The following is a 25,373-nucleotide window of genomic DNA, read 5'->3' as shown; positions in this document are numbered from 1 at the left end:
GCTTATCAAGTCCCCAAATCCTACAGTTTGATGGTGTCAGCGGTGAAACCCGCATGAATTGAAATTCAATTCCAGGCCAAACGTCGACAGTCTGTGACGTAGCGGCACGTTTGAGGCTCGGGCACCCGTTCCCAGTTCCATCTACGCTGGGTGTCTTGTGTTAGCGGTCGGGCACGCGAGCCCTCCGGTTTTTCAATCTTGAACCGGGCGGCTCGCGGGCTGTTGATATCGCAACGAGCGGAATAGAAGGGTCAGATCTCTTAAGGTGGGACAGGCTTCCAGGCTCGTCATTTCAGCATCGACAGGCTGGAAGCCTATCCCACTTATTTTTCCGCGGGCCGTCGGCACTCCCGAGCCGGTTTGCCTACAGCTCACGTAGTCGGATGTTGCGCCAGGAAACCTGGTAGGGGCCGGTGCCTTTCTTGATCGAGTGGACTTGCAGACCGATCACGCCTTCCGCGTCGCGGTCGTCGGTGAAGTCGGCGACGGGAACGCCGTTGACGAAGCTTTGGATCCGATCACCTTTGGCGACGATGCGAAATTGATTCCACTGACCGGGCTTGTAAACGGCTTGCTTTTCTTCCGCGTTGACGGTTTCATCCAGCCACTTCGTCCGTCGGCCTTCGTCCCAGAAATTCCCCGAACAGCCGTTGGCTCCATTCGTTTTCCCGGTGATCTCGCATTGGTAGCCGTACATTTCACCCTGTTCGCGGATGCGATCGGGTTTTGATTCTTGAGGCGTCGGTTTGGGATAAAGATGGCTGCGAATTTGCACTCCGGAATTGAGTTCTTGGTCGCACTTGACCTCAAATTCCAACTCGAAATCCCCGTACGGCCCCTTGGTCAAGAACGTGTTTTTTCCCGGCCCGGTTTTGCCGGTGATCACGCCATCGCTCAAACTGTAACTCGCCTCCCCACCGACTTTCGTCCAGCCGTCGAGTGAATCGGTGCCGATCAAGGACACCCAATCGCCGGCCGAAAGGGAGAGGGCGGAGAGCATCAAAAGAACAAAGGTAGCGGATCGCAGAAGCATTGCGGCGGCCTCGTGGGGGTGGGGGGGAAATCGGGTGATGGACAGGGATGGAGCCCCCACCATCATACCGAGTTCGATTCGGCGTCGCGTTTGATCCCGCGCAGCATGACGGGAAAGACCAGTCCGTGCAGCGGGAGAACGCTGTACCAGTAGGCCAACCCGAGCAAGCCACTGGGGCGAAACCTGGCGGTCATCGTGACGACCGTGGAATCGTTTTCCGCCGGAGTGAGTTGGAAATCGAGTTCGGCGTCACCGGGCAGTTTCATTTCCGCCCTCAATCGCAGTCGCCGGTTGGATTGGTGAGCCGTGACCCGCCAAAAATCGACCGCTTCGCCGAAATGGAGGTCGTCCGGGTGGCGACGTCCGCGCCGCAGCCCCGGGCCCCCGACCAGTTGATCCATCCAGCCACGCACCCGCCATAGCCAGCCGGCGCCCCAGTATCCGTGACCGCCTCCGATTCTTTCGATCACGCGAAACGTTTGTTCCGGAGAGGCGTCGACGGTGATCGAACGCTCATCGAGCTTGGTGGTCCCGCCGGCCCAATCGGGATCGCCCGGCATCACGCCGGCGGTCGACCAACGGGTTTCGATGTCGTGAGTTTCAATTTTGCCCAGCGCGGCGTCGAGTGCTTGTGGCACATTCAGCAGCGTTCCCGGCATCAATTGTTTGGCCACATCGTTACGGCACACCGTGCGGTTGCGAAGTCCTTCGGCAAGTGGGCGTCCGATCGCGCTGCTGACGGGCGTGACCAACGAAATCCACAGCGAACTCAGTCGCGGCGTCAACACGGGCACGGGCACGATGATGCGTCGCGGCAGCCCGATCGCCTTGGCCATCGCTTGCATCAGTTCACGATACGTCATCACGTCTAATCCGCCGATATCGATCGTTCGCCCACGTGTCTCTGGGACGCCGATGCACTCCACCGAGTACCGCAACACGTCACGAATCGCGATCGGCTGAGTCTCCGTGTTGACCCATTTCGGCGTCACCATGATCGGCAGCCGTTCGACCAGGTACCGCAGGATTTCGAACGATGCCGAACCCGACCCGATGATCATCGCGGCCCGCAGCACGGTGACGGGCACCGTGCTGGTTTGCAAAATCTCGGCCACCTCGCGACGGCTTCTCAGGTGGTGACTGAGATCGGGACCGAGTTCACCGAGGCCTCCCAGGTAGACGATCTGGCGACACGGCGATTGATCGATTGCCGCAACGAAGTTTTCGGCCAATTCACGATCGCGCTGTGCGTATTTGTCGCTGGCGGCGATCATGGAATGCACCAGGTAATACGCCACGTCGATGTCGACGACCGCCGCCTTGACCGCTTCCGGGTCTTGCAGGTCGCCTTCGAGCACCTGCAATCGCGGGCGATCTCGCCAACTGAATTTGGTCAGTTTCTCCTTATTACGGACCAGACAACGCACGGTGTGGCCCTCGTCCAAGAGCAACCGCACCAGCCGGCCGCCCACGTAACCGGTCGCCCCACACACAAGAATCGTCAACGGTGGCATATCCATAAGATTTCTGCGGCGAAGGGCAAAGTGGTTTAAAACGGCACGGAGCGATGAACTGGGAGTATCGTAGACGAGAAGGAAGTGGCCGTTTGGGCGCGAAGGAGGACTTGGTGAGTCGCCGAAATGATCTGCCCGTAAGTCTGGCGGAACGTCAGGCTGACCCCGAACGGCATCGCTGTGACGCATTTTTTAGCGGCAGGGCGCGAGCCCTCCGGTCTTTCACGGAGTTTTTGAAACGCAACCGGACGGCTCGCGGGCTGTCGTTTTAGTCGGGTTCTGCGGAGTTAATGGTGAGCCGCTGGCCGTAAGGCCTCGGGCTTTCGTCGCAGTGCCCGGCCGCTTACGCGTCGCGGCTCACTAAATCGACGGCCCGCTCGCGCCGTTCCGCTAACACCTCAAGAAACACAGTGGGAAAATGCTACTCGGCGTTGACTGCTACGGCCTGATTTCGTCTGGGCAGGATGGCGCGTACGGCTGCTTGCCGCAGCCCGCACGGTCGACCGATGGTCCGCCGCTTCTGCAATACGAAAGTTTTGCCAAACTCAGCAGAGTCGTTGGGAAGCACTGAGACGCAAATCGGTAGCGACTAGACTCGTTGATGTGGGGCACTTTTGTTTTCGTTTTGCTCAGCGAGGTTGTCCGCCATGGGATCACTCAAACGACGCCGCAAACCAATGGCAGAACGTTGGCGGCGCCGCCGCGCCGGACGTCTCGAAGTCTTGGAGACGCGTTGTCTGTTGGACGCCGCCCTGGGGGCCCCGTCACCTGTGCTGGACATCGACTCCAATGCGTTTGACAGCACCAGCGTGCTCGTGCGGTTTCACGCCGGTGCGGCGACTTCGTCAAGCGACCCGATCACCGAGTTTTCGTCGTTGCCGGGGCTCAAGCAGGTCGGGTTACCGCAGGGGCTTGATGTCGACCAGTCGCTCGAGTTTTATCGACATCATCCCGGCGTGATCTATGCCGAACCCAACTACCAGATTCATCTCTCGGCGGTCCCCAATGATCCGGATTTTGGCAGTCTGTGGGGGCTGCACAATGATGGACAAACCGGTGGCACCGCGGACGCCGACATCGATGGAAGCGAAGCGTGGGAGATCACGACGGGCGACGCGAGCACGGTCGTCGCGGTGATCGATACCGGAGTCGATTATCTGCATCCGGATTTAGCCGCGAACATGTGGTCCAACCCGGGTGAAATCGCCGGTGACGGGATCGACAATGACGGCAACGGCTTTATCGACGACGTTCATGGGTTCGACTTTGTTTCCGGCGATGGGGACCCGATGGACGACCACAATCACGGGACACACGTGGCCGGCACGATTGGCGCGGTGGCAAACAACGGGATCGGCGTGGTCGGCGTCAGTTGGAACGTGCGAATCATGGCCGTCAAATTTTTGAACGCCTCCGGAGGCGGATCGACGGCCGCCGCGGTTAGCGCCATCCAATATGCGGTCGACAACGGTGCCACGATCTCGAACCACAGTTGGGGATTCAACGGCAACGCGTCTCAGGCACTCGCCGACGCGATCGAGTACGCGCGGGCGGCCGATCACATCGTGGTCGCGGCGGCGGGCAACGGCGGCGGCGACCAAGTCGGCGACGACAACGAGGTGCGGCCCTTTTACCCCGCGAACTTTCCCCATGACAATCTGATCGCGGTTGCGGCGACCGATCACGACGATCAATTGGCGACATTCTCCAACTATGGCGCCACCCAGGTCGACCTGGGGGCGCCCGGCGTGGGCATCTACAGCACGACTCGAAACAACACGTACAGCACGTTCAACGGAACCTCGATGGCGACGCCCCATGTCGCCGGTGCCGTCGCGTTGCTGCGAAGTCAGCATCCCGATTGGCCGTCAGAGAAGATTCGTGATCGCATTCTGGATACGGTTGATCCGATCCCCGCCCTGGAGTCACGAACGACGACGGGCGGACGATTGAACGTCGCCACGGCGGTGGCACTCGATTCCGACGGACCGGTCGTCGTGGCAAACGTCCCCGCCGGCGAGGTGATGAAGGTGCAAGATCGACTTCGCATCACCTTTGACGAACGCATCGACGTCGATTCCTTTACGACCGATGACGTGGTGGATTTCCAAGGGCCGCTGGGATCGATCGTGGTCAGCGGAGTGCAGCCTGTTGCGAGTACCGCCGGGCGAGAGTTTGAGATCGCTTTTCAACCGCAAACCGCACTCGGCGACTACGTGATCACCTTGGGGCCGGAAATCGCTGATCCGTTCGGCAATGCGATGGACCAAAACGGGAACGGAATCAACGGCGAAGCGACGGCAGACCGATTCATCGGCGGCTTTACGATCGTGCCCGACACCGTCGGACCGTTTGTCGTCGCCGCCTCGCCCGAAGGCGCCGTCAATGTTCCGGTCAGCCGGGTGCGGATCACGTTTGACGAACCGATCGCCGTTGATTCGTTCGGGATTGATCGGATCAGCGAGTTCGTCGGACCGGCCGGACCGATCAGTGTTTCCGCGATCGAGTCGGTTTCGGATACCGAGTTCGACGTCGTTTTTCCGACGCAGGATGTGCTGGGAACGTATCGACTGACAATCGGCGGCGCGATCACTGATCCGGCCGGGAACTTGTTCGATCAGGATCAGGACGGCATCGGTGGCGAAACGGACGACGATCGGTATGACGTTGAATTCACGCTGCAAAAATGGTTGTACGCGGACCGAGTGATCGAGTTCAGTTCCCAGTACACGACCACGGCCTGGTCAGCTGCCCAAGCACTCGGGGCGCCGGATACGTTCAGCTACGGTGATTTGCAAACGGCTTGGGCGCCGCGATCGGAGAACGGGACCGAGGAGTTTTTGACGGTCGGATTTGCAGAACCCTTGCTGGCCAGCGGCGTCGTGATTCGGGAAACGTTTGGAAATGGATTCGTCCGGCAAGTCGAAGCCCGCAATGCGACGACCGGAGCGTTCGTCACGGTGGCTGAGCCACAAGACAACAGTTTGGCCAACGTCCCTTTTGATTTCCTGGTGACGTGGCCGCAAACCAACTATCCGGTCGACGCCGTGCGGATCACGATCGACACCGATCACAACCAGAACGCGTACGAGGAGATCGATGCGGTTCAACTGCGCGGTGTGACGGTTCCAGACGCCGACGGTGCTCGGATCCTCGCATCGACGCTCCAGGGCAGCGTCAACGGTCCGGTCAGCCGTGTCGAACTGACGTTCGACGAGCCGATTCAGGACGGTTCTTTCACGCTCGACGACGTGTCCAGCTTTGTTGGCCCCGACGGCGCGATCCAGGCCACTGCGGTCAATCGACTGACCAGCACACGGTACGAAATCACCTTCCCGCCACAGACCACATTCGGCGATTACTCGCTGTTGATCGGACCCGATGTGCTGGACCTGGAAGGGCGGCCGATGAACCAAGACCAGGATGCGATCGATGGAGAACCGTTGGAGGATGCCTACGCCGTCCAATTCACGGTCGAACTGTGGCAGTTTGCCGAGTCGGTTGTCGATTTTAGTTCTCAGTACAGTCCGACGTCGTGGTCGGCCGAACAAGCACTCGGGGAATCTGACACGTTGGTCTACGGTGACTCGCGGCAGGCTTGGGCGCCGCGGACCATCAATGGGACCAGCGAAACGCTGACCGTCGGATTCGAAACGCCTGTTCAATCGACCGGCGTGATCATTCGCGAAACCTTCGGCAACGGTTTTGTCACGGCGGTGCATGCCCGTGATGCCGACAGCGGCGTGTTCCATTTGGTTTCGACTGCCCAGGATGACAGCCAAGCGGGCACGCCGGTGGATTACAACGTGTCGTGGCCGATGACCGACTACCTGGTCGACGCGGTTCGAATCACCGTCGATACGGATCACTCGTTGTCGTATGAAGAAATTGATTCGGTGCGATTGCGGGGCATTGTGCCACCGGATACGTCTGGCCCACGCGTGGTCGCCTGGTTGCCCGACGCCGGGCATCCCGGACCGGTGGATCATGTGGAATTGACGTTTAACGAACCGATCGTCGGGGAGAGTCTGTCGCTGGACGACATCGCATCGTTTGATGGCCCAGGCGGCCCGATCACGATCGACTCGATCGAAACTGTTTCCGAGACGGTTTATCGGGTCCGTTTCGCAACGCAGACCGATTGGGGAACGTATTCGTTGGCCGTCGGTCCCGATGTCGTCGACCTGGCAGGCAACGCGATGGATCAAAACGGCGACGGTGTTTCCGGCGATCCTTTCACCGACATGTTTGAACTGTCGTTCGACCTGGAGCTTTGGCAAGACGCGAGTGCCGTCGTCGATTTCAGTTCGCAGTATAGTGCGACGTCGTGGTCCGCGGCACAAACCCTTGGACCGCCGGACACGTTTGTCTACGCCGATCAACGCACCGCGTGGGCCCCGGGTTCGGTCAACGGGACGACCGAAACACTGACCGTCGCGTTCGACACTCCCGTGTTGGCGATCGGCGCGATCATTCGCGAAACCTACGGCAACGGATTTGTGCGAACGGTGGAAGCCCGTGACAGCGATACCGGCACATTCCACATCGTGTCGACCGAAACCGATGACAGCCAGCCGGGAACGCCAGTCGACTACGTGGTTTCATGGCCGATGACGACCTACAACGTCGACGCGTTGCGGATCACGATCGATACCAGCCATTCATTCTCGTACGAGGAAATCGATGCGGTGCGTCTGCGTGGCATCGTCGCACCCGATACCAGCGGCCCCCGGATCGTCGCAACGGTTCCCGACGCAACGCATTCCGGGCCGATCGACCGTATCGAGGTCACGTTCAATGAACCGATCGATCCCAACAGTTTCACTTCGGACGATGTCGTCGGCCTGTCCGGTCCCGGTGGAGCGTTGGCGGTCGAGGAGGTCGTCCAGCTGAGCGAAGACACCTACCAAATCCGGTTCGCGACACAAACCGACTTCGGCGTCTATGCTTATTCGATCCGGCCGGAAATTCGCGATGTGGCTGGAAACGAGATGGATCAAAATGCAAACGGCGTCGGCGGCGAATCGGTGGACGACGTGTTTTCCTCGTCGTTTACGGTGGAACTCTGGCAATACGCCTCGACCGTGATCGACTTCAGTTCCCAGTACAGCCCCTTCGGATGGTCAGCCGCCGATGCGTTGGGCGAACCGAACACGTTCGACTATGGCGACGCCAGAACCGCGTGGGCACCGCGTTACGCAAATAGTGGTGATCAAACCCTGACCGTCGGGTTTGACATTCCGGTCTACTCCTCCGGCGCGGTCATTCGCGAAACGTTTGGCAACGGATTCGTGCGCGGGGTGGAAGTCCGGGATGCGGTCAGCGGACAATTTCACGTGATGCCGATCGGTCCCGATCCCAGCCAGCCTGGCACGCCGGTGGACTACGATGTGTCGTGGCCGCTGACCAGTTATCGCGTCGACGCGATTCGTATCACGATCGATACGACGCATTCGTCAAGTTATGAAGAAATCGATGCGGTGCGTTTGAAGGGAGAGTAGGCAGATGGGCATGCTGTGCATGCCGATCGCCTACTGGTCCGTCTAGCGGTAGATGTCGCGATTTGTACCCCGGCGGAGCCCTATGCCGTGAATGATTTTAACGGCAGGGCGCGAGCCCTCCGGTGTCTTGGCGCAGTTGCGGAACCGGAGGGCTTGCGCCCTTCCGCTAATGCCTCGTCACATTCGCTTGTTCCTGGCGGAGCCTGGGAACAAGTCGCAAAGTGACGGATTTGATCGTAGCGGAAGGTGCCAAGAGTTTTGCAGCGTGAGCCCTCTCTGGCGTTTGCTTGCTGCGCAAACGCCGTCTCTCCCAGAGGGAGAGAGTCTGATGGGTTGCCAAACACTGCCGTTAGACAATCGATCTCCCCAACGCGACTCACTGTTAATTCTGGCTGACCTTGATCAGTGTCAACTCGTTCCCGGCTTCGTTGTAGGTGACCTTGTCCATCAGCGTGCTCATCAGCGCGATTCCGATTCCGTCTCCGGTCCCGAAATAGTCTTCGCGTGTGAAGGTGCGGGCGGAGAGCCGTTGGTTGCCGATCCCGCCGTCACGAATGACGAACCGCGCCGTGCTGTTGGTGACATGGACTTCCAGCACGATCTGTCGATCACGATAGGGCGACTCGGAACGACGTTGGGAAATCAGTTCCTTGAGCCCTTCCCAGCCGGCGGCGCGACTGCGATCGAGTTCGTCACTGGTCAATTCCAGGTTGCCGTGCCAGATCGAGTGGAGTAGCGCTTCTTCGAGAGCCACGCCGACACGGATGTGCTCGGTCTCGTCGCTCAGTTCCAGACCGCCAATGATCTGCTGAACGTAATCCAACAGCGCGGGGATCTTGTCGGGATCGTTCTCCAGATAGAACGTTGCTTCGACCTTGCCATAAAACTTGGTCGACCGGTTGCGATTGCGGTTGGCGCGGGCACGGGCCAGCACGCGGTAGACGGTTTCCACCAGTCGTTCCACGCGTTTGGACTTGGGGACATAGCTGGCCGCGCCCTCGTACAAGGCGTCGACCGCCAACGATTCATTCCCGTAGGCAGTCATCAGCACCACGGGAATCTCGGGAAACTCGCGGCGCGAAGCCCGCACCAATTCCAATCCATCCATTTCGGGCATGACCAGATCGGTGATGACCAGGTCGGGAGCCGATTGACGCATCTGCTGCAACGCGTCGAGACCGTGTTCGGCAAAGATGATTTGAAAGCCTGGCTGATCCGCAATCAGGTCGCGCGTGAAGTACCTGTCGACCGGAGAGTCGTCGACGATCAATATCGTGGTCATTGAATACACCTGCATGTCGAGGGAACGGTCTCCGTGACGATTGCCCGGAACCACGCCGGTAACGATCTATGCTAGTGGATGGCCGCAACAAAAGCACGAAAAAAGGGTGCATTCCACAGTTCCGGGGGAGGTCGCCACAGGACTGGCCATTCGCACACTATTGGTTTTGGGGCGAAATCGTCACATCGGACCCGTCGTCAACCCGCCACCAATACGAGCCAGTCGAAACCGACTTCAAAAAAATCGCCATTCGGTGCGCAACACGATTTCTCCGGAAGACTCTGGTGTAGGTGAAGGGGACGCGTGTCACGGGGATCACGACGCTTCCCCGGATCAGTCCGGCGACGTGACTTAGTCTCTGCAATGCAGCCAGGAACGAAGCGTCTGTGAATGCCGGCTTCCCTGTTTCCCAAATTCGCAGGAGCCTGACGATGAGCTTTTTCTCGAGAGTGTCAGACATCATCAATGCCAACGTCAGCGACATGCTGGATCGGGCAGAAGACCCCGAAAAGATGGTCAAGATGTTGATCTTTGAAATGGAAGAACAAATCGCCGTCGCACGAGAGGGTGTGGCCAAGGCGATTGCCGGTGAAAAGCAACTGGAGGCGAATCTAGAGAAGAATCGCGGTCTGGCGGAGCAGTGGCGTGGGAAAGCCGGAGCGGCCGTTGGTCGTGACGACGAAGATCTGGCGCGGAAGTGTTTGGCTAGGAAAAAGGAATACGATCAGATCGCCGCCAGCTTGCAGCCTCAATGGGAAGCGGCCCGCCGGACCAGCGACGCGCTCAAGTCGGACTTGCGACGCATCGAAGAAAAACTGGAGGAAGCGGTTCGCCGTCGCGACAGTCTGATCGCTCGCCAGATGGCGGCCGAGGCGTCGCGCGAAGTCCAGGGCGTTGCACCTTCGATGAATCGTGTCCAACGCAGCTTTGACAAATTCGACCGCATGGAACGCAAGATCGAAGGCATGGAAGCGGAAGCGGCGGCCTATGCAGAGCTGTCCGATTTGTCGTCCGATCTGGATCGCGATGTCGAACAGGCCCAGCGTGATGCGGAGGTCGAACTGGAACTGGCGGCCCTGAAGCAGGAAGCGAAAACAAATTCTGGTTGAGCGGAGAATCAATCGGAATTTGGGAAGGATGGCAGAATGATGGGGGGGCCGAATGATGGGGGCACGTCGGCTGGCGTCCCATGCCACCAACGGAGTGTTTCGTGTTAGCGGCAGGGCGCGAGCCCTCCGGTCTTGCGGCACCGGACAGCCCGCTCGCGCCGTTCCGCTAACAGGTTTGATTCAACCGGTCGCATGATCCTAACGTGAGCCGATCCTTTCATGAATGCTGCCGACCTCGCTTGCCCCCACTGCAGCCATCGGAACTCCGGCTTTCGGTTCTGGTGCGAACGCTGCCGGGCTCCCCTGCCGCATCCGGCTAGCGAGCCGACGCCGGGTGACATCATTGCGAAACAGTCCGAGAGGAAGCAACTCTACGGGCGCGTCTTGGACGACCTGGAGCAACTCGAACAGTCACGCGAAGTGCCGCGGGATCAGACCGAGGCGGTCAAGGCGTTCTATCAAACGCAGGTCGATCAGATTGAACATCGCCAAGCAGAGCGATCAAAGGCTCGCTCGATTGACAATCTGATTCGCGGCGCACGCGTTGCGGCGCACGCCGGACGCTACCAACAAGCCGTCGAGACCCTACGCGCATTCGATCAAAAACATCCCGGCGTCTTTCCGATCGAATCCCTGACGCAGGAGATTCAAGCCCGGGACGTTCAAGAGCGGGCCGAACGTGAAGTCGATATTCCGAAATCAACGCGTTCATGCCAGCCCGGCGCGTTAGGGAGGAGCGGCTCGTCGCCCCTTGCTAACGCATGCGGGCTTCAATCGACAGCCCGCGAGCGGGAAACCAAGGCGACCGAGGCGCTCCCTGCTGTCGAAGAGGAGCCGGTCGCGCCCCAGCCGGTCGCGCCCGATCAGCCGGTTGTACCGCAGCTGGTTGTGCCCGCTGACGAACACGCTGACGAGCATGCTGCGGTGCCTGGAGTGAGTCCGTCACTGACACCGTCAGCGCCGACGTCGGCCGGTGCAACGGTGCGGCGAAGTTTTGACGTCGAGGAAGAAGAGATCCCCAGTGCGACGCAGCGATTGATCGATTCGGCATCGCAATGGTCCACGGTGCTCAAGCCGTTTCTGTTGGACAACGTCGGCTGGTTCGTCGGTGCGTTTCTGGTGATCGCCGGTTTTGTCGTCTTGATCGTTTCGTTCTGGGGCAACATCGAGCAGAACCGGGTTCTGATGCACTCGCTGGTGTACCTGTCCCTGGCCACGACGACCGGCGTGTTTTTCGCGATGGCGTATTTCATGCGGTTGAAGTACCCGCAACTGGAAAGTTCCAGCAACGTGCTTCTGGTGATCGTTGCGCTGTTGATCCCTTTGGTGTTCGCGGCCGCGGTGTTAACGACGTTGGTGCCCGGTGCGACCGGCGACGTCATCATCCAAGCCGGCATGAGGTAAATGATGAATCCACTGGCTATCGCTATCGGGCTCGTGTTCGGTGTCGTCTCCGCAGCGGCCTTTTATGGCGTCTCGATGATCACATCGGGTTTGTTCGCCCGGCCGTTCTATCGGACTTACTCACGGGTCTTGATCGGCATCTGTTGTGTGATGTTGCTCGCACCGGGTTTGCGCCTACTCGCTTCGTCGAATCCGATGGCGGGAGCGATCGGATTGGCGATGGCTCAATATCTGGCGATGGCGATTCTGGGTTACGGGGTCTACCGATTCAATCGCGACTTCATCAAACGCGTCTTTCTGCGGCGACGGACCACGACGTTCTTCATTTTCGGCACGCTGGCCTACGCGACGGTGGTGACGCTGACGTTTCTGCACGTTGCGGTCGGCGGCACACCGTCCTGGGCGGGCCACGGACACGGCTCGATCACGGCGGCGCATTATGGACCGCTGCTCGTGTTGCTGGCCGTGATGCTGTTCGACACGGACAACCGATTGAAATCGTTGCGTGATGAACGCCGGCGCTTCAGCCGATTCACGTTCGTCGGTTATGCGATTTCCTTTTTGGGCGTTTTGGTTTCCACGGTTCCGTTTGTTGCCGACGCGTTGCATCGACTGAGTTCCCTGGCGGTGGATTCACCGTGGATTCAGAGCGTGAGTTCGGCGGAGGCGTTGTTGATCGCGATCGGTTTATATGGTTGGCTGGTTTGGCGTTACGAATCGATCCCGCCGTTGTTTTTGTTGCTGCTGGCGATCATTGCCGAATACCATGTGCTGGTCACTCAGTGGGTGCTGCAAGCGTTCGGGCCGGAAAGCTGGGGTCTGGCATCGTTGCCGTTGTTTGCCGGGATCACGTTGCTGGACCACTACTTCAGCCATTGGGATCAGCGAAAGCGGGACGCCGACCAATGGCGGATCGTTGCGGGTGAGCGATCATCGATGGCATCGATCGAAGCACTGCGATTTGCCACGCCATTTCGGATCGTTCAATGGGGGTTAGCGGCGGCGCTGTTCGGTGTCACCTTTTGGACGCATTTCTACACCCCGGATGTCGGTCCGAATTGGCTGGGTGTCACGTTTGCCGTGTACGGCGTTTTCTTTTCGCTGACAGCGTTTGTCAGACGGCAACCTTCGCTGGTCTATCTGGCCGGCGGCCTTGCGGGGCTTGCCGCGTTCTTTGGCGTCGCCCCTGCCGGCGGCCCCGTCGCGACGGTCGTGCTGGCGGGTATCGGTTCGTTCGCCGGACTGCTGGCCTGGGTGGGTGAGCGACGTGGACTCATACGCTGTTGGAGGACGCCGCTGGCCGATGTTTCGATGGTCGCGTCGGTGCTGGTCATCGGCTTGGTGTTTTCACGCCACATCATCGGCGCTGATCCGTACCACTTTCACGCCGTCGGAGTGCTGGACGCGATCGCCTTGGCGGGATCGATGTTGGGCTGCATCGCGTGCGCGGTGCAGTATCGATCGCAATTGCCGATCTATTTTCTGATGATCGCCGCGATCACCTTGATTCCGGTATGGAGTGCGGGCCTGGGGCTGTTGGCCGCGATTGCCGCCACGTGGATCGATCACCGGTTTACACGAGATGGCCGCTTCAGGGTGGATGATCGAGTCCGTTGGTTCGATCGAATCGATCTGCCCCTGGCTGATGAATTGCCAGGACTGCTGTCGCGTCCCCTTTCGCTGGGTGGGATTCCGTTGGCGTTACTGGGGCTGGCGATTTCGATCGTGCATGTGATGCACGCTGATTTTTCCGTCGGTGTGTTGTTGGGGGCCGCGATCGCGGCGTCGGTGCTGTTGTTGCTGACACGCAATTACCGCCAGCCTTGGCTGTACATCACGGGCATTCTGGCCACGTACTTCGTTGTCGGTGCGGTTGCCCAGGGACAGTGGTTCACAGGTTGGCCGGTCGATGAAACCGTGGCCGGTCAGCTGACGATTCTCTCAGCGGTCTCGTTGCTCGGATGGCTGATCGCCGGCGGTTATGCGTGGTGGTGCACGGCACGGCTGCGGCGTTGTGCGGAGGAGAAGGAGCCGTCGGTTGTCGCCGATCGGGCGTATTACAGCGGTTGGCTGTTTCATGTCACGGCGCTCGTCGCGCTGGTCCCCCTGGCGGGAAACTGGGCCATCTGGCTGCAGACTGAGATGCCGTGGTGGACGATGGTGTCGGCTTCGTTGGTGGCGATTCTGTTTGCACGGGCGGCATCGGTCTACCGGACTCAGTTGGCAACCTACTGCTCGTTGACCGCCCTGACGCTGGCGGTGTTCAGCGGGATGGAAGCGGCGGCGTGGTTCGCACCCGAGCCGTCGACCCTCCTCGCCGGTCTCAGTCTTCTCGCCGCCCTGGTTTCTTGCTTTGGGGGCCGGCGGCGATCGGATGCGGGGCGATCGGATGCGGGGCGATCGAAGCAGCCGTCGACGTCGTGGCTGGCCGCCATCGAGGCGCTGCCGGCGGGCGGGTTGGAACTGTGGATCCGCCCCTTGGCCACCTATGCGTTGGTGTGCAGTCCGATGGCCGTGCTGGCGTCGATGTACAGCGATGCGACATGGTCGTTGAGTCATCTGTGGATCCGGCCAGCGCCGCTGACGTTCGCCCTGGCAAGCGTCACGTATCTGTTGAGCACCCGTGCTTGTCGCGTTGGGGCCATCTACATCGCCAGCGTCACCATGGCCATTGCGGCGATTCATTCGGCAGCCCAAGTGGGGTTGAACGCAGGCTGGTTCGATGTGGATGTCAGTGGCGTTCACATTTTGGTCGGGGCCATCACTGCATTGACGAGTTGCTTGATCGCGAGTGCGTTGACCTGGGCAATCAACCGGCGGCTCTCACGCGTCGACGAACCACTTCAGTCGGTGCTGAGTGCCAATCGGGAGTTTTACTGCGGGATCCTGCAGCATCTGGCGTTGCTGGTGGCCGCGTTTTGCTTGACCGGTTTGGCCGGCAAGTGCTTTCTCGATTCGGGATCGTTTGCGGCTTCGGCGTCCGTCCAGCTTTTGACGGCGTCGGTCCTGGCAACCGCATTTGCAGTTTCCGGTATCGTCTACCTGTCACGTTTGCAATCGTATGCGGCGTTGATTTCGATCTTGATCGCGGTACTGGCCGGAGTCGCCATGTGGGTCGGTCCGTCCGAACACTGGGCCCAACACTGGGCCGACCAAACGCTTGCGGTGGCGTTGACGGCGACTGTCTTTGGCATCGCGTCGTGGTCCATGGTTCCTTCGGGTCAAACCGGCGCGGTCGAAGAAGACGAGACGCAGGGCGTCGGCATGGCGTGGCGATTCAACTCGTGCTGGGAGCGTCCGCCGCTACCCTTTGTTTCGCGCGACCGAACGTTGTGGGCCCAGCCGCTGGCCCACACCTCGACGATCGTGGCCGCGGCCGCGCTGGTGCCGCTGGCGACGCTTTGGGGGCAAACACCGATTTGGATGGTCGTGCTGCCCGTCTTCCTGGCGTCGTTGGTTTGGTTGATCGCCACTTTTACTTACGGCTTCGGCATGCTCGCGGGTCTGGATCACGTTGCCAGTCCATCGGGCAGATCCAACGCTGGATTGCGATCCGATTTGACCGAACGCCGATTGCTTTATGCGGCGTCCGTTCTTGCGTTCGGTGCGGGCGTTCACTTGACAACGCACTTGTACACATTTGCGACGTTCTCTGATTCGATGGCCCTCGCCTGGCACCTCGCCATTGCAGCCGGTTTGTCGCTCTTGGGATGGTGTGTGGCAACGATGATCGCCGCGCAACGACCGGTTCCGATCGACACCGACGCCGAAACATCACGCAGTCGCGAATCTCGAGAGCTTTACAGTGGTGTCCTGCAACACGTCATCGCGTTGGTCGGAGTTTGCGTCCTGACGGTGACGATGATGCTAGGTCTGATCGATGAAAACTTCGCGCCTCCGCTGGCGATCGCTTGCGGCATCCTGGCAGTGTTCTTTGCCTTGTCAGGAGCTACGTATCGAAGTCAGGTTGGTAGCTATCTCTGTCTGGCATCATTGGGGTGGACGGTCACGCAGCTGACCACGACGTTCCCAGATGGTTGGGGGCCGGTCGCAGCCATGATCGCCACGTCCTGTGGATTGCTCGGATTGATATGGATGGCGATTGCCTGGGGCAACCTTCCCGTGGATCGTCCCCCACAATTGTCCTCTCCGAGGCATGGGTTGTTGCCCACCGCATGGCTTTCACCTCCGTTGCCGCTTCGCGGTGATTCGTGGCCATCGCTGTGGTTCAATCCGTTGCGTCAGGCTGGGCTGCTGTTTGCTCAGATCGGCGTCACGATGGTCGTGTCCAACATCGTGTGGCATGGATCGTGGGCGGGCTGGGCAATGCCGGGTTTCGGCACACTGATCGCTGCTGCGATGGTCTGTGCCATCGGTGCAAAACTTTATGACAGCGCCGTGTTGACCTACATCGCCGCCGTTCTGATTGCCGGGGCCGTTTTTCCGTGGTTCCCAGCCGTCGCGGAGTCGGATCCGGGCCTGGGCGTCGTTTGGTCGCTGATCGCGATCGTTTTCTGGGGAGTCGGCTATGGTGTCGAACGATTCACCAGTGCCGCCTTGGCAGATGACACGGACGGACCGGCCGAACTTCCGTTGATGCGTGTTTACGAGCGCCCGCTGATCCGGTCCTCGGCGGTGCTGGCGATCATCGCGATTGCTCACAGTCTGTACGCGTGGAAGGTTGATTCAGCGTCCGCTTCGCTGATGCCGATGCTGGTGGCCGGCGGCGTCGGCACGTTGACGCTGTTGTTGGGCGCCCGCTCGATGAACGTCTTGCACCGGTTTTCGCTGGGGCGGCTGCTGGTCTACCTGGCGTGTCTGGCGGTCACGGTGTGTGTCTTGGTTGTCGCGTCCACCCACGCCGGCCTGGCGTCGATCGGTCCCGCCGCGGCATGGACTGCCGTGATCCTCTCGGGACTCGGTTTGTTGACGATGGAATGGGGACGAATGGAGAGCGTGAAGAAACCACATCGAGCGGCCGGCATTTTGACCTTCGCCCGACCACTGTCCAATTTTGGTGTGGGACTTGCGATGGCGGCGTCGCTGGCGGCAATCCTGGTCGCGGTTGGTACGGCCGGCTATGACACGGGGCCGCTGCTGATCACGAGTCTGGCGCCTTGGTTGCAGCGTCTGGCACTGGGCCCGATTGCGGTGACGTTGACGTTGGCTGCGGCGGTCAGTTTGCTGACGGTCCGGGCATCACGCAACGCGATCTGGTTGGACGTGGCCGTGGTGCTGGGAAGCACCGGCCCCTTGTTGTTGGCCAATCAAGCGATGGATGGGTCGGCAGCCTCGTTGATGTTGATGGCTTTGATCACGATGAACGGACTGGTCGTCATGGCTCGCCTGGTCCAATTCGGATCACGGCGTTTCCAGGTGTGGTTGGGGCTTTCGGATGCGTGCTGTGAACGCTCGTTTTATCGCTGGCCGTTGGTGGTCGCGTCGGGATGTTTGGTCGTGCAGTCGGTCAGTCTGTTGCTGATTCGTTCGGGCGTGGCGGAACCCGACCCCAACTGGAATTGGTTGTTGGGCGGCGGACTGTGCGCCGCGCTGTTCTTCCACGTCATGTACCTGCGGCCACATGCGGCGTTGTTGCACCTGATGGTTGCCAGCACGGTGATCAGCTTCTTCGGGGCCTGCCTGAAACGCGGTTGGGACGTCACTCCGGATGTCGCGTTATCGGTGATGGGCTTTGTTTGGGGGATGATCGCGGTTCAATTTCATCGTGACATCGGAAAACGCGTCTTGTCGATACTTCGCATGCCGATGCCAGCGGCCGAAGAGGCGGCTGCGGCTCGCGCTTTGGTCGGCTGGGCCATCGGGATGACCAGTTTGGCCGTTGCAATCACGTTTCCGATTTTTCGGATCGTTCGTCCAGAGTTTCCGAACTTGTCCGTCACGTTACTTTTCGCGTCGATCAGTTGCCTGTTGACGGGCGTGAGTTGGCGCAACGTCTACGCCACCATCGCGTCGGCGATCTTGTGGCCGACTTGTCTGGTGGCGACCGTCGTGCTTTACGTGGACCCGATGCTGTCACGCGACTTTGCCGCACTGGCAACCGCCGGATTCGCATTCGGTTATGTCGCGATCGAGTTCGTCTTTCGGCGCCATGCGAGTTTCAAAGCCGGGACGTCCGATGTCTCGGCAGACGACTACACCCGAGATGTCAGCCGGTGGATGATCACGCTTTCCAACGTGATGGCGTCGATCGCGGTCGTGATCACCGCAGCGTCAATGACGATGTTGGCCCCGTCGCCCGTGTTCGCCATCGCAATGGCGTTGGTCGCGGTCAGTTGGTTGTGGATGGCTTGGGAATCGGGACGGGAGTGGTTGGTCTATTTGTCGGTCGCCGCGACCTTCACGTCGTTGATTTACCTGTGCACTTCACTGCTGGGAATCACGTTTGAACGCAGTACCATTGCGGCATTTTTCGTCGTCGGTTACAGCTTTGCGCTGTACGGGCTGAATATCCTGATCGGTCGCACGCAGAACCCGCGGGCCGGTGTGTTCTTGAATCCGACCTATCACATGGCGCTCGTTTCGCCCGTCGTTTTGATGCTGGTGACGCCACTTGATCAGAAAGGGGTGGCCGCATTCACGTCTCTGGCGGCCGGTTCGTTCTATCTGGTGGTTTCGCATCGCACGCACGCTCGATGGACGATGTACATTGCCGCAGCCCTGTACAATTTGGCGATCTATCTTTGGATTCCCGAAGCCGAGCAATTGACGGGGCTGGCTCAGGTCTATGTGATCCCGGCCGCCGTCACGGTGTTGATCTTTGCGCAGTTGCATCGCAACGATTTGGAACCGCGAGCACTCAGTGGAATTCGGTCGACAGCCGCGGGCGCTATCCTGGCGGTCTCGACGTTCGAGGTGTTCTTCCAGGACGACGCGGGGTTGACGCAGTTTATTGTCGTCCTGATGCTCAGCCTGATCGGAATCGCGGCGGGGATTTCGCTACGGATTCGGCCGTTCGTTTCGATCGGGATCGCCTTTCTGGTGATCAACGTTCTGGGCCAGCTCGGGTTGCAATTCCACCGCGAAGGAGGCGTCATTCGGGCCGTGATCCTGATCGGCTTCGGCGTGCTTGTGCTGATGGCGATGATCTTTTTCAACATCCACCGAGAACGGATTCTGCGTCGTTACCGCGGGTTTGTTGCCGATGAGAATTGGAGCTGAACCATTCTGCCCCGAATCATTTTGCCTTCCTTCGCGAGCGTTTCATCCTGCAATCACTCCGGACTTGCCATCTGGAACGTCTTGAGCAAGAAGTCGACTTGCATTTGACGGATCTCGGGCTCAGAGAACTTTGGACCGCCGTGGCCGGCACCTTCGATGATGTGCAGGGTGCTGTCGACCTTGGCCGCTTGCAACGCCTTGTGCATCAATTCACTTTGGTTCGGCGGCACCGTGCGGTCGTCGCTGCCGTGGATGATCAGGAAGGGGGGATCGTCCTGGTCGACATAGGTGATCGGGTTGACTCGTTTGATGCCCTCGGGTTTTTTCAGCACTTCGCCGCCGCCGAGTAGCTTCGATTCGGGGGAACCCGCTTCGTTATGGCGTTCGTATCCCGGCGTGGTGACAAAGGTCTTGAAGTCGGTCGGTCCGTAGAGGTCCACGACCGCGTGGACTCGGCTGGATTGATCCGGCCAGCCCCCGTTGCCTTCGAGTTCTTTGACGCCGCCGGAGGTGCCCAGTAGTGCGACCAGATGCCCGCCGGCGGAGCTGCCGCCCACGGCGATTCGGTCGACATCGAGGTTGTACTTGGCTGCATGGGCGCGCAGATAGCGGATCGCGCACTTGCAGTCTTCGATCTGGGCCGGAAAGGGGGCTTCGCCGGTCAAGCGGTATTCGATCGTGGCTCCGACGAACCCGCTGCGTACCAGCGGAAGGACTTGGCGAACGCCACCGTCTTTCGTGCCGCCCTGCCATCCCCCGCCGTGGATCCAGACGTACACCGGCAGCGGCTTTTCAGACTTTTCCTTCGGCAACACCAGATGCATCGTCAGATCACGCCCTCCGCCGGTGCCGAAAACGACGTCGCGCTCGACGGTGACATCGTCCGGCGTGTTCAGCCGACCGGCATTACGGCGATTCGTATTGGGGCGATTGGCGATTGGAAAATCCTCCCGGGTCAGCACGTCATCTCGATTTCGATCGAGACGCTGAAACAGCCGCGGTGGGCCTTTGAATTCGTCCTTGCTCACCTTTCCATCACGATTGGCATCTTCGCGACGCAGCACTTCGGCAAACGGAATTCGTGGCGTTTGAGTTTGGGGCGTTTGCCCTTGGGGTGATTGTGCTGGGGGTGATTGTGCTGGGGGTGATTGTGCTGGGGCGTCAACGGCATCCGCTAACAAAACTCCCAGGCACAGGATCATGGTCAGGACAGATTGTAAATTCATGGGTCACCCGTCGCTGCTCGCGACGCCGGAGAGTTCGTTGAAAGTATATGGGTAAAGGTCGTCGTCGAGCGACAAACCGAGTCAGAAACAGAGGTTGATACCCAATATAACTCCGGCCCGATGGGTTCGTGGTGCTGGAGGCGGCCATGAAATGCCACGGCATCACGACCGCATGCGTGCGCTTCCGAGACACTTGGATTCCCCTGCAGTCGATGCACTTCACTTCCGAGCCACGGCGATCTCGCCCAAAGCGAACTGGGCAAGGCAAAAGTAGACCAAAACAACGGCCGCGTGTCGAAAAAGTTGGGGGCCCCATTTTTCCATCGTCGTTTCATGAACGACCCGTCCGTGAAGTCGCGTGGTTGCCCAATTGGCAGCGGTGTGGTGGAATCAGCTTGCAAGCAGGTCGTCAGCGACCTCATCGCCACCAACGACGCTTGATTAGCAGGCTACCCCGCGCATCACGAGGATCGCACCCGGGAATTGCAGCAATCAAGCGGTTCTTGGATAGAGATAAGATAGCTGTGCTCGACGGCGGTGGGAACATTTGGCATTTCTAGCAAATTAATCATGACCATTCAACTTCGAACTGAATCTCCATCTGGCAACGTGCAATTGCTAGAGGTGGAGCAATTCATTGACGTGCTTCGCAATTCGGAAGACGCTTATTGGCTGACTGGTACCGGCGAGATTGAAGCATCGACCGTTGATCGCAAGAATGGCTTTCTCCTTGTCAAAAGAATTCCTCGACAGATGTTTCGTTTGGCGTGGTCGTCCCCCAAGTCTGATGGGATATCGGTAAGGGTTTTTCGCCCGAATCAGCCGGGATTGGTCGCCGTGTTTACCGGCGGCGACTATTCTCTCGAACCGACAAGCCTGTTTGCCAAAATCGGGGAGATTGAGTCAGAAATCCGAGTTTTTGCGAATGGCGATTGGGTTGGAACCAAAGAGGGATGGGTGAACTGGCAAGATTTGAATTTCCCGCAACAAGGCGAACCCATCAGCGATCTAGCCAATTTTGATACAGAGATAGACCAATAGCACGTCAGCAGGAAAGTTGCGGTGTAATCGTGTGAGCCGTGCGTGCTGGCGCCCGAGAAAGTAGGGTTCTTCCGCGACTTGAGAGGCTGCTCCCGGATACTCGGGGAAGGTTGTTTGAGGGACGGTCGCGGTGAAGTCGATGGCTTAACGGAAGACATGCGTGGTTTGATCAAAAAAGGGGGGGCGATGGTGTCGTTCGACGAGGTGTCACAAACAAATGCTGCCGGTGACATCGAGAGACTACAGGGCTATTTTGCGAGCGGTTTCGATGCGAACACGACGACAAAGACTGAGAAGTGGACGCTACTTCACAAAGCTTTGCTCTTGCCCCATGCGGCTACGAACCCAGATCTGATCGCACTGCTGATCGATTCAGGCTGTCATGTGAATGCCGTCGATGCCAGTGGAAACACGGCACTGCACTATGCGGCAAGAAAGTGTGACGAGGCGTCCATTGGGATCTTGTTGAGCTCCGGTGCGGACCCGAATGCGGTCAACAGTGAAGGCCGGACTCCCCTTCAGAAGCTCCTGGGGTCAGGGAGATATAGCGTTGAGGCTGTCCAGGAATTCCTGCAAGCAGGAGCTGATCCTGATCTTGGCACGCCGGGCAGTGCGAGGAAGCTTGCGTCGGCGCTAGAGGATTCAAAGGTTATCGAGTTGTTCGACAAACGAAAGCCGGATTGATGGACCTGATCGGGGCAAGGTCCTGTTGGGCGGAGCGACGGCACTGCAGTGGGTTTCGTCAATTCGCGAGTTCGGTAAAGTGGACCGAAGACTTATGCAATGATCAATCCTTCGCGACTTGCGACGCTTTTCAGCCTATAGGACTAAACGCATGGTGCCCGACCAAATTCTAGACGACGTCTTGGATGGTAACTTGAAGGAGTTGTCAGAAGGACTTCGCAAAATGAAGGATGTCAATGCAGTCACGGATGAAGATCATTGGAACCTGCTGCATCTTTCTTTGGTGTCGATCTACGAATCCCCATCTCACGAAGCGTTAGAGTTATTGGTTGCGAGTGGAGTGAACGTCGATGCTCAAGATCAAGAAGGGTTTACGCCCCTACATTTCGCCTCTCGAAAGAAAGATCTCTCCTCCATGGAACTGCTGCTTCAAAACGGCGCTGATCCAAACCCGGTCAATGCCCAGGGAGTCACCGCATTGCAGCTCTGCTTGAAAGAAAAGCCCGTGTCGATTGAGGCTGTCAGGGTACTGTTGGAGTACGGCGCGGATCCAGACGCAGGAGAATATGGTTCGGCACGAAAGCTGGTTGACGGAGCCGAGTTTCCTGAGAAGAAGGCGGTCCTCGATCTCTTCTCAAAAACAAAAGAGCGAGGTGATTGAGCATGCATTGGTTTCGCCACGATGTCGGTACCGGGTATTTGATCGATCCCGCGGAACCCGCCGATGGAGACAAGGTAGAGATCCTTGAAACTTGGGAGCGATTCACATTTCTTCCAAAATCATTTTTCGGTTTGGTCAACGATCACGGACAAACGTTTCAGTTCCGTCGAGAGCTTGACGGTAGAATGCTTTTCGACACGCCGGACGAGTCGCTGGGCGGTTCACGGCAATCGTTCGGAACGCTTGAGGAAGCACGTGATTTGATGCTCCAGTTTCTCGACTCTGGACAGCTTCCAGACCGGGAGGGGATGGTGTTTCAAAGCTGGCACTAGGTAGCAGGACGGGTTCAAGCTCAAATAAAACCCCCTTGCTCTTTACGTGACTCGTTGGTGTCTAGCCTTTAGGCGATTCCCGGTCGCTGCTACACAGCGACATTGGGCGGCTCAAACCTGCACGCCAACACTTAAGCCCGTGCCCTTCAAGTTAGAAGTTTTCTCCGTCTTCCGGAGATGAGGAGGGTGGGCTTGAATCTGCTGAGATGGCAGAAAAACGAGGGGCAGAAAAATGGGTGGGGGCTGCGGAGAGAGCGGGCGACAAGAAAATGGCTGACAAGAAAATAGGTCCTGGAAAGAGCTGAACGTGCAGATGCTGTGCGGCGCCCAGGTATGACTGAGTAACGCCATTGGAAACTGCTGCAGGCGTTCCGTCTTCTTGCCACCGATTTTCTTGTCCTTCTGTTTTCCGAGTCTCCCGTTTTTCTGCCCGCCATTTTTCTGCCATCCCGGTCGCGACAACGCAGCGACATTGGGCGGCTAAAACCTGCACACCAACATTTAAGCCCGTGCCATTTACCGGTGGCCCCTTTATCTTACTACGGCTAAAAAACGGGGGCCGCTTGCCCTTGCGCGACTGATGTCATTGCCCGGCCTGCGAAGCTTCGTGCGGCGAAGATAGCTTCCCGAGGATCTTCTCGGTGTCGATTCGGAGTTGATACGAAGCAGGTCCTTCCGGAGTATGCCCCTGACCGGGGATCGTTGTGAGTTCGACGCTCGGGACGCCAGAGGCACGCATCCGCTGGACCGCCGCGAACACATTGGCGATCGGGATGACTTCGTCCTTCTCACCGTGGAAAAAGTGAATCGGCGGAAAGCCCGGGCCGGTTTGCACCTCCGGCCAGACGGCTCCAAAATTTCCCACCACGACGTCGGGATAACCCTTTTCGCACAGCTCCGCGGTGGCTGCGGTGGCAACGTAACAGCCGAGTGAATAGCCGATGATCGCGATTCGATCGTGATCGCGCTTTTTGACTTCCTCTATCGCATCGCAGGCGATCGAAACCCATTTTCTCCAATCCTCAAGGCGGATCCTTTCGATCTCGTCCACATCAAGTTTTCCGTTCTTCAGCAGCATCAAGTTGTCGTAATCAAAGTCATCGAAATAACGCACGAAGAAGGTCGGATGCCCGCGTTCGCTAATCGCTTTCGCATTGACATAGTGAACTGCCCTTCTGACCAATGGCGTTGCTCCCTCCACGCCATGAAAAATGACGACGGCCGTGCCATTGTCTGCGTTTTCAGGTGGAGAGAAATAGTCAATCGCGATAGGGCTGCCGTTGGGGCCAGTGACCGTGAACGTCCCGTCAGGACGCGGGGCCGGAAGGTAGTAGCCGACCGCCAACGCGGCAGCGATGCAGACCATCGAGGTCGCCGTGAGAAAGGCGGTCCATCGCCATGGTCGGACCGTATGGGACAGTTTGACAGTGGTCATACCACCGACGATCAGTTGGAGCAGTGTTTGAGCGACCCACACGAAGATCACCAGCGTGGGGACTCGCAATGCAAGGCAAACGGGAATGGATAGCAGTGCGGCACCGGAGAAAAAGGCAGCGATCATCATCAGCGCATGTTGTCGTCTGCTCCCATCTGTCTGTTGAGGACCAAACGCGTTGTACCAGACGCCAAGGAGAACGCTGGCACATAGGGCCTGGACAAAAGTTTCTCGCAAGCCGAATCCCCACCAGGATCGGAAAACTCGGGCGTCGACGAACGCGACCGTCACCGATGGCAGCAGCAATGGCACGGCGACCTGCACGATGACACCTGCTAGCAGCATCATCGCGAACGCCGTCGCCAGCTTCGCCGCTTCTCGACTCAATCTCCGGGCCATTTCAAGTGCTCATCGAGCGATCAGAGTAGAGTTGTGCTTTCAGCTTCTGGTCGACCAAGCCAAGTTCTTCCTGGATGTCGCAGACAACGGACTCGACAAACGGTTGCCACTGCGGATTCGTCAGATGAAACTTGTCCGGATGCTTTCCATGAAACGTCGTACTCTTGTTCTTAGTGTCGATCGTCATTGCAACGCCCTGCAAGGGTTGCTTGAGTAGGGGAACGAGCGGGGGGCAGATTGATTGTCCTGCGAACCACAACCAATGGCAAGCCTCGCCGGGCGGATCGATCACATTTTGGCACCGCAAGCTGGAAGCTTACGCCACTTGTTCTTCCGACGGTCCGTGAGAAGAGGTAGGAAAATTATGGGTAGGAAAAATCTCAGCTTCGACAGCTGATCCGCTGGTCACGTTTTTTTCAGCATCCATCTTTCTTGCCCAAAATCTTCCTACCTTCAAAACTCCCCACGGCTCTTACCCAGTCTGTCAAGCAGGCCGACTGACTCTTCCACACCTGCTTAGAGAATTAAAGGGGAAGGGGGTTTTATTCGGGGCATCGTCACGGAAGACAACTA

The 25,373-nt window shown here is 58.8% G+C and carries 14 protein-coding genes; 8 read left to right on the top strand and 6 right to left on the bottom strand.

Annotated elements, in window-relative coordinates; translation table 11 throughout:
- Window positions 1-364 precede the first annotated feature (364 nt).
- Window positions 365-1,033 carry a 3-keto-disaccharide hydrolase gene (locus Enr13x_RS28430; protein ID WP_197455415.1) on the bottom strand — a complete coding sequence of 223 codons (669 nt, stop codon included), beginning with the start codon at window positions 1,031-1,033 and terminating at the stop codon, window positions 365-367.
- A 62-nt stretch (window positions 1,034-1,095) separates the two neighbouring features.
- Window positions 1,096-2,538, bottom strand: a complete 1,443-nt coding sequence (locus Enr13x_RS28425) for an SDR family oxidoreductase (RefSeq protein ID WP_231743833.1) — start codon at window positions 2,536-2,538, stop codon at window positions 1,096-1,098.
- Window positions 2,539-3,194: 656 nt separating this feature from the next.
- On the opposite strand from Enr13x_RS28425, the gene Enr13x_RS28420 reads away from it, so the two are divergent.
- A complete protein-coding gene (locus tag Enr13x_RS28420; protein ID WP_145390243.1) occupies window positions 3,195-8,048 on the top strand; it encodes a S8 family serine peptidase in 4,854 nt (1,617 codons plus the stop codon).
- Between the two features lie 382 nt (window positions 8,049-8,430).
- Here the strand turns inward: Enr13x_RS28420 and Enr13x_RS28415 are convergent, their stop codons facing one another.
- Window positions 8,431-9,330, bottom strand: a complete 900-nt coding sequence (locus tag Enr13x_RS28415; RefSeq protein WP_197455414.1) for an ATP-binding response regulator — start codon at window positions 9,328-9,330, stop codon at window positions 8,431-8,433.
- 431 nt (window positions 9,331-9,761) lie between these two features.
- On the opposite strand from Enr13x_RS28415, the gene Enr13x_RS28410 reads away from it, so the two are divergent.
- The 3 genes from Enr13x_RS28410 to Enr13x_RS28400 all read left to right on the top strand — a co-directional run bounded on the left by Enr13x_RS28410 (window position 9,762) and on the right by Enr13x_RS28400 (window position 19,022).
- Window positions 9,762-10,439 carry a PspA/IM30 family protein gene (locus Enr13x_RS28410; RefSeq protein ID WP_145390241.1) on the top strand — a complete coding sequence of 226 codons (678 nt, stop codon included), beginning with the start codon at window positions 9,762-9,764 and terminating at the stop codon, window positions 10,437-10,439.
- Between the two features lie 219 nt (window positions 10,440-10,658).
- Window positions 10,659-11,843, top strand: a complete 1,185-nt coding sequence (locus tag Enr13x_RS28405; protein ID WP_145390240.1) for a hypothetical protein — start codon at window positions 10,659-10,661, stop codon at window positions 11,841-11,843.
- Window positions 11,844-19,022 carry a hypothetical protein gene (locus Enr13x_RS28400; protein WP_145390239.1) on the top strand — a complete coding sequence of 2,393 codons (7,179 nt, stop codon included), beginning with the start codon at window positions 11,844-11,846 and terminating at the stop codon, window positions 19,020-19,022.
- Between the two features lie 53 nt (window positions 19,023-19,075).
- Here the strand turns inward: Enr13x_RS28400 and Enr13x_RS28395 are convergent, their stop codons facing one another.
- Entirely contained in the window at window positions 19,076-20,248 is a 1,173-nt protein-coding gene (locus tag Enr13x_RS28395) for an alpha/beta hydrolase fold domain-containing protein (protein WP_231743832.1), read from the bottom strand.
- 570 nt (window positions 20,249-20,818) lie between these two features.
- Here Enr13x_RS28395 and Enr13x_RS28390 point away from each other — a divergent pair.
- The 4 genes from Enr13x_RS28390 (at window position 20,819) to Enr13x_RS28375 (ending at window position 22,966) form a co-directional block, all read left to right on the top strand.
- Complete coding sequence (locus tag Enr13x_RS28390; RefSeq protein ID WP_145390238.1) at window positions 20,819-21,289, top strand: hypothetical protein; 471 nt, start codon at window positions 20,819-20,821, stop codon at window positions 21,287-21,289.
- 156 nt (window positions 21,290-21,445) lie between these two features.
- Window positions 21,446-21,973: an ankyrin repeat domain-containing protein gene (locus tag Enr13x_RS28385; protein ID WP_145390237.1), complete on the top strand. Its 528-nt coding sequence runs from the start codon at window positions 21,446-21,448 to the stop codon at window positions 21,971-21,973.
- A 223-nt stretch (window positions 21,974-22,196) separates the two neighbouring features.
- Window positions 22,197-22,634 carry an ankyrin repeat domain-containing protein gene (locus Enr13x_RS28380; RefSeq protein ID WP_197455413.1) on the top strand — a complete coding sequence of 146 codons (438 nt, stop codon included), beginning with the start codon at window positions 22,197-22,199 and terminating at the stop codon, window positions 22,632-22,634.
- A 2-nt stretch (window positions 22,635-22,636) separates the two neighbouring features.
- Complete coding sequence (locus tag Enr13x_RS28375; protein ID WP_145390235.1) at window positions 22,637-22,966, top strand: hypothetical protein; 330 nt, start codon at window positions 22,637-22,639, stop codon at window positions 22,964-22,966.
- A 583-nt stretch (window positions 22,967-23,549) separates the two neighbouring features.
- Here the strand turns inward: Enr13x_RS28375 and Enr13x_RS28370 are convergent.
- Window positions 23,550-24,800 (bottom strand): dienelactone hydrolase family protein, encoded by a 1,251-nt coding sequence (locus Enr13x_RS28370; protein ID WP_145390234.1) that lies wholly within the window; start codon window positions 24,798-24,800, stop codon window positions 23,550-23,552.
- A 1-nt stretch (window position 24,801) separates the two neighbouring features.
- Complete coding sequence (locus Enr13x_RS28365) at window positions 24,802-24,987, bottom strand: hypothetical protein (protein WP_145390233.1); 186 nt, start codon at window positions 24,985-24,987, stop codon at window positions 24,802-24,804.
- Window positions 24,988-25,373 lie beyond the last annotated feature (386 nt).

The sequence above is a fragment of the Stieleria neptunia genome, assembly GCF_007754155.1.
Taxonomy (GTDB): domain Bacteria; phylum Planctomycetota; class Planctomycetia; order Pirellulales; family Pirellulaceae; genus Stieleria; species Stieleria neptunia.
This window is presented reverse-complemented; position numbering and strand designations above follow the sequence as displayed.

Coding starts and splice junctions, on each gene's coding strand:
- Enr13x_RS28365 (WP_145390233.1), bottom strand. CDS start 24,987: ATGACGATCGACACTAAGAACAAGAGTACGACGTTTCATGGAAAGCAT.
- Enr13x_RS28430 (WP_197455415.1), bottom strand. CDS start 1,033: ATGCTTCTGCGATCCGCTACCTTTGTTCTTTTGATGCTCTCCGCCCTC.
- Enr13x_RS28390 (WP_145390238.1), top strand. CDS start 20,819: ATGACCATTCAACTTCGAACTGAATCTCCATCTGGCAACGTGCAATTG.
- Enr13x_RS28405 (WP_145390240.1), top strand. CDS start 10,659: ATGAATGCTGCCGACCTCGCTTGCCCCCACTGCAGCCATCGGAACTCC.
- Enr13x_RS28415 (WP_197455414.1), bottom strand. CDS start 9,330: ATGACCACGATATTGATCGTCGACGACTCTCCGGTCGACAGGTACTTC.
- Enr13x_RS28395 (WP_231743832.1), bottom strand. CDS start 20,248: ATGAATTTACAATCTGTCCTGACCATGATCCTGTGCCTGGGAGTTTTG.
- Enr13x_RS28420 (WP_145390243.1), top strand. CDS start 3,195: ATGGGATCACTCAAACGACGCCGCAAACCAATGGCAGAACGTTGGCGG.
- Enr13x_RS28410 (WP_145390241.1), top strand. CDS start 9,762: ATGAGCTTTTTCTCGAGAGTGTCAGACATCATCAATGCCAACGTCAGC.
- Enr13x_RS28380 (WP_197455413.1), top strand. CDS start 22,197: ATGAAGGATGTCAATGCAGTCACGGATGAAGATCATTGGAACCTGCTG.
- Enr13x_RS28370 (WP_145390234.1), bottom strand. CDS start 24,800: ATGGCCCGGAGATTGAGTCGAGAAGCGGCGAAGCTGGCGACGGCGTTC.
- Enr13x_RS28375 (WP_145390235.1), top strand. CDS start 22,637: ATGCATTGGTTTCGCCACGATGTCGGTACCGGGTATTTGATCGATCCC.
- Enr13x_RS28400 (WP_145390239.1), top strand. CDS start 11,844: ATGATGAATCCACTGGCTATCGCTATCGGGCTCGTGTTCGGTGTCGTC.
- Enr13x_RS28385 (WP_145390237.1), top strand. CDS start 21,446: ATGCGTGGTTTGATCAAAAAAGGGGGGGCGATGGTGTCGTTCGACGAG.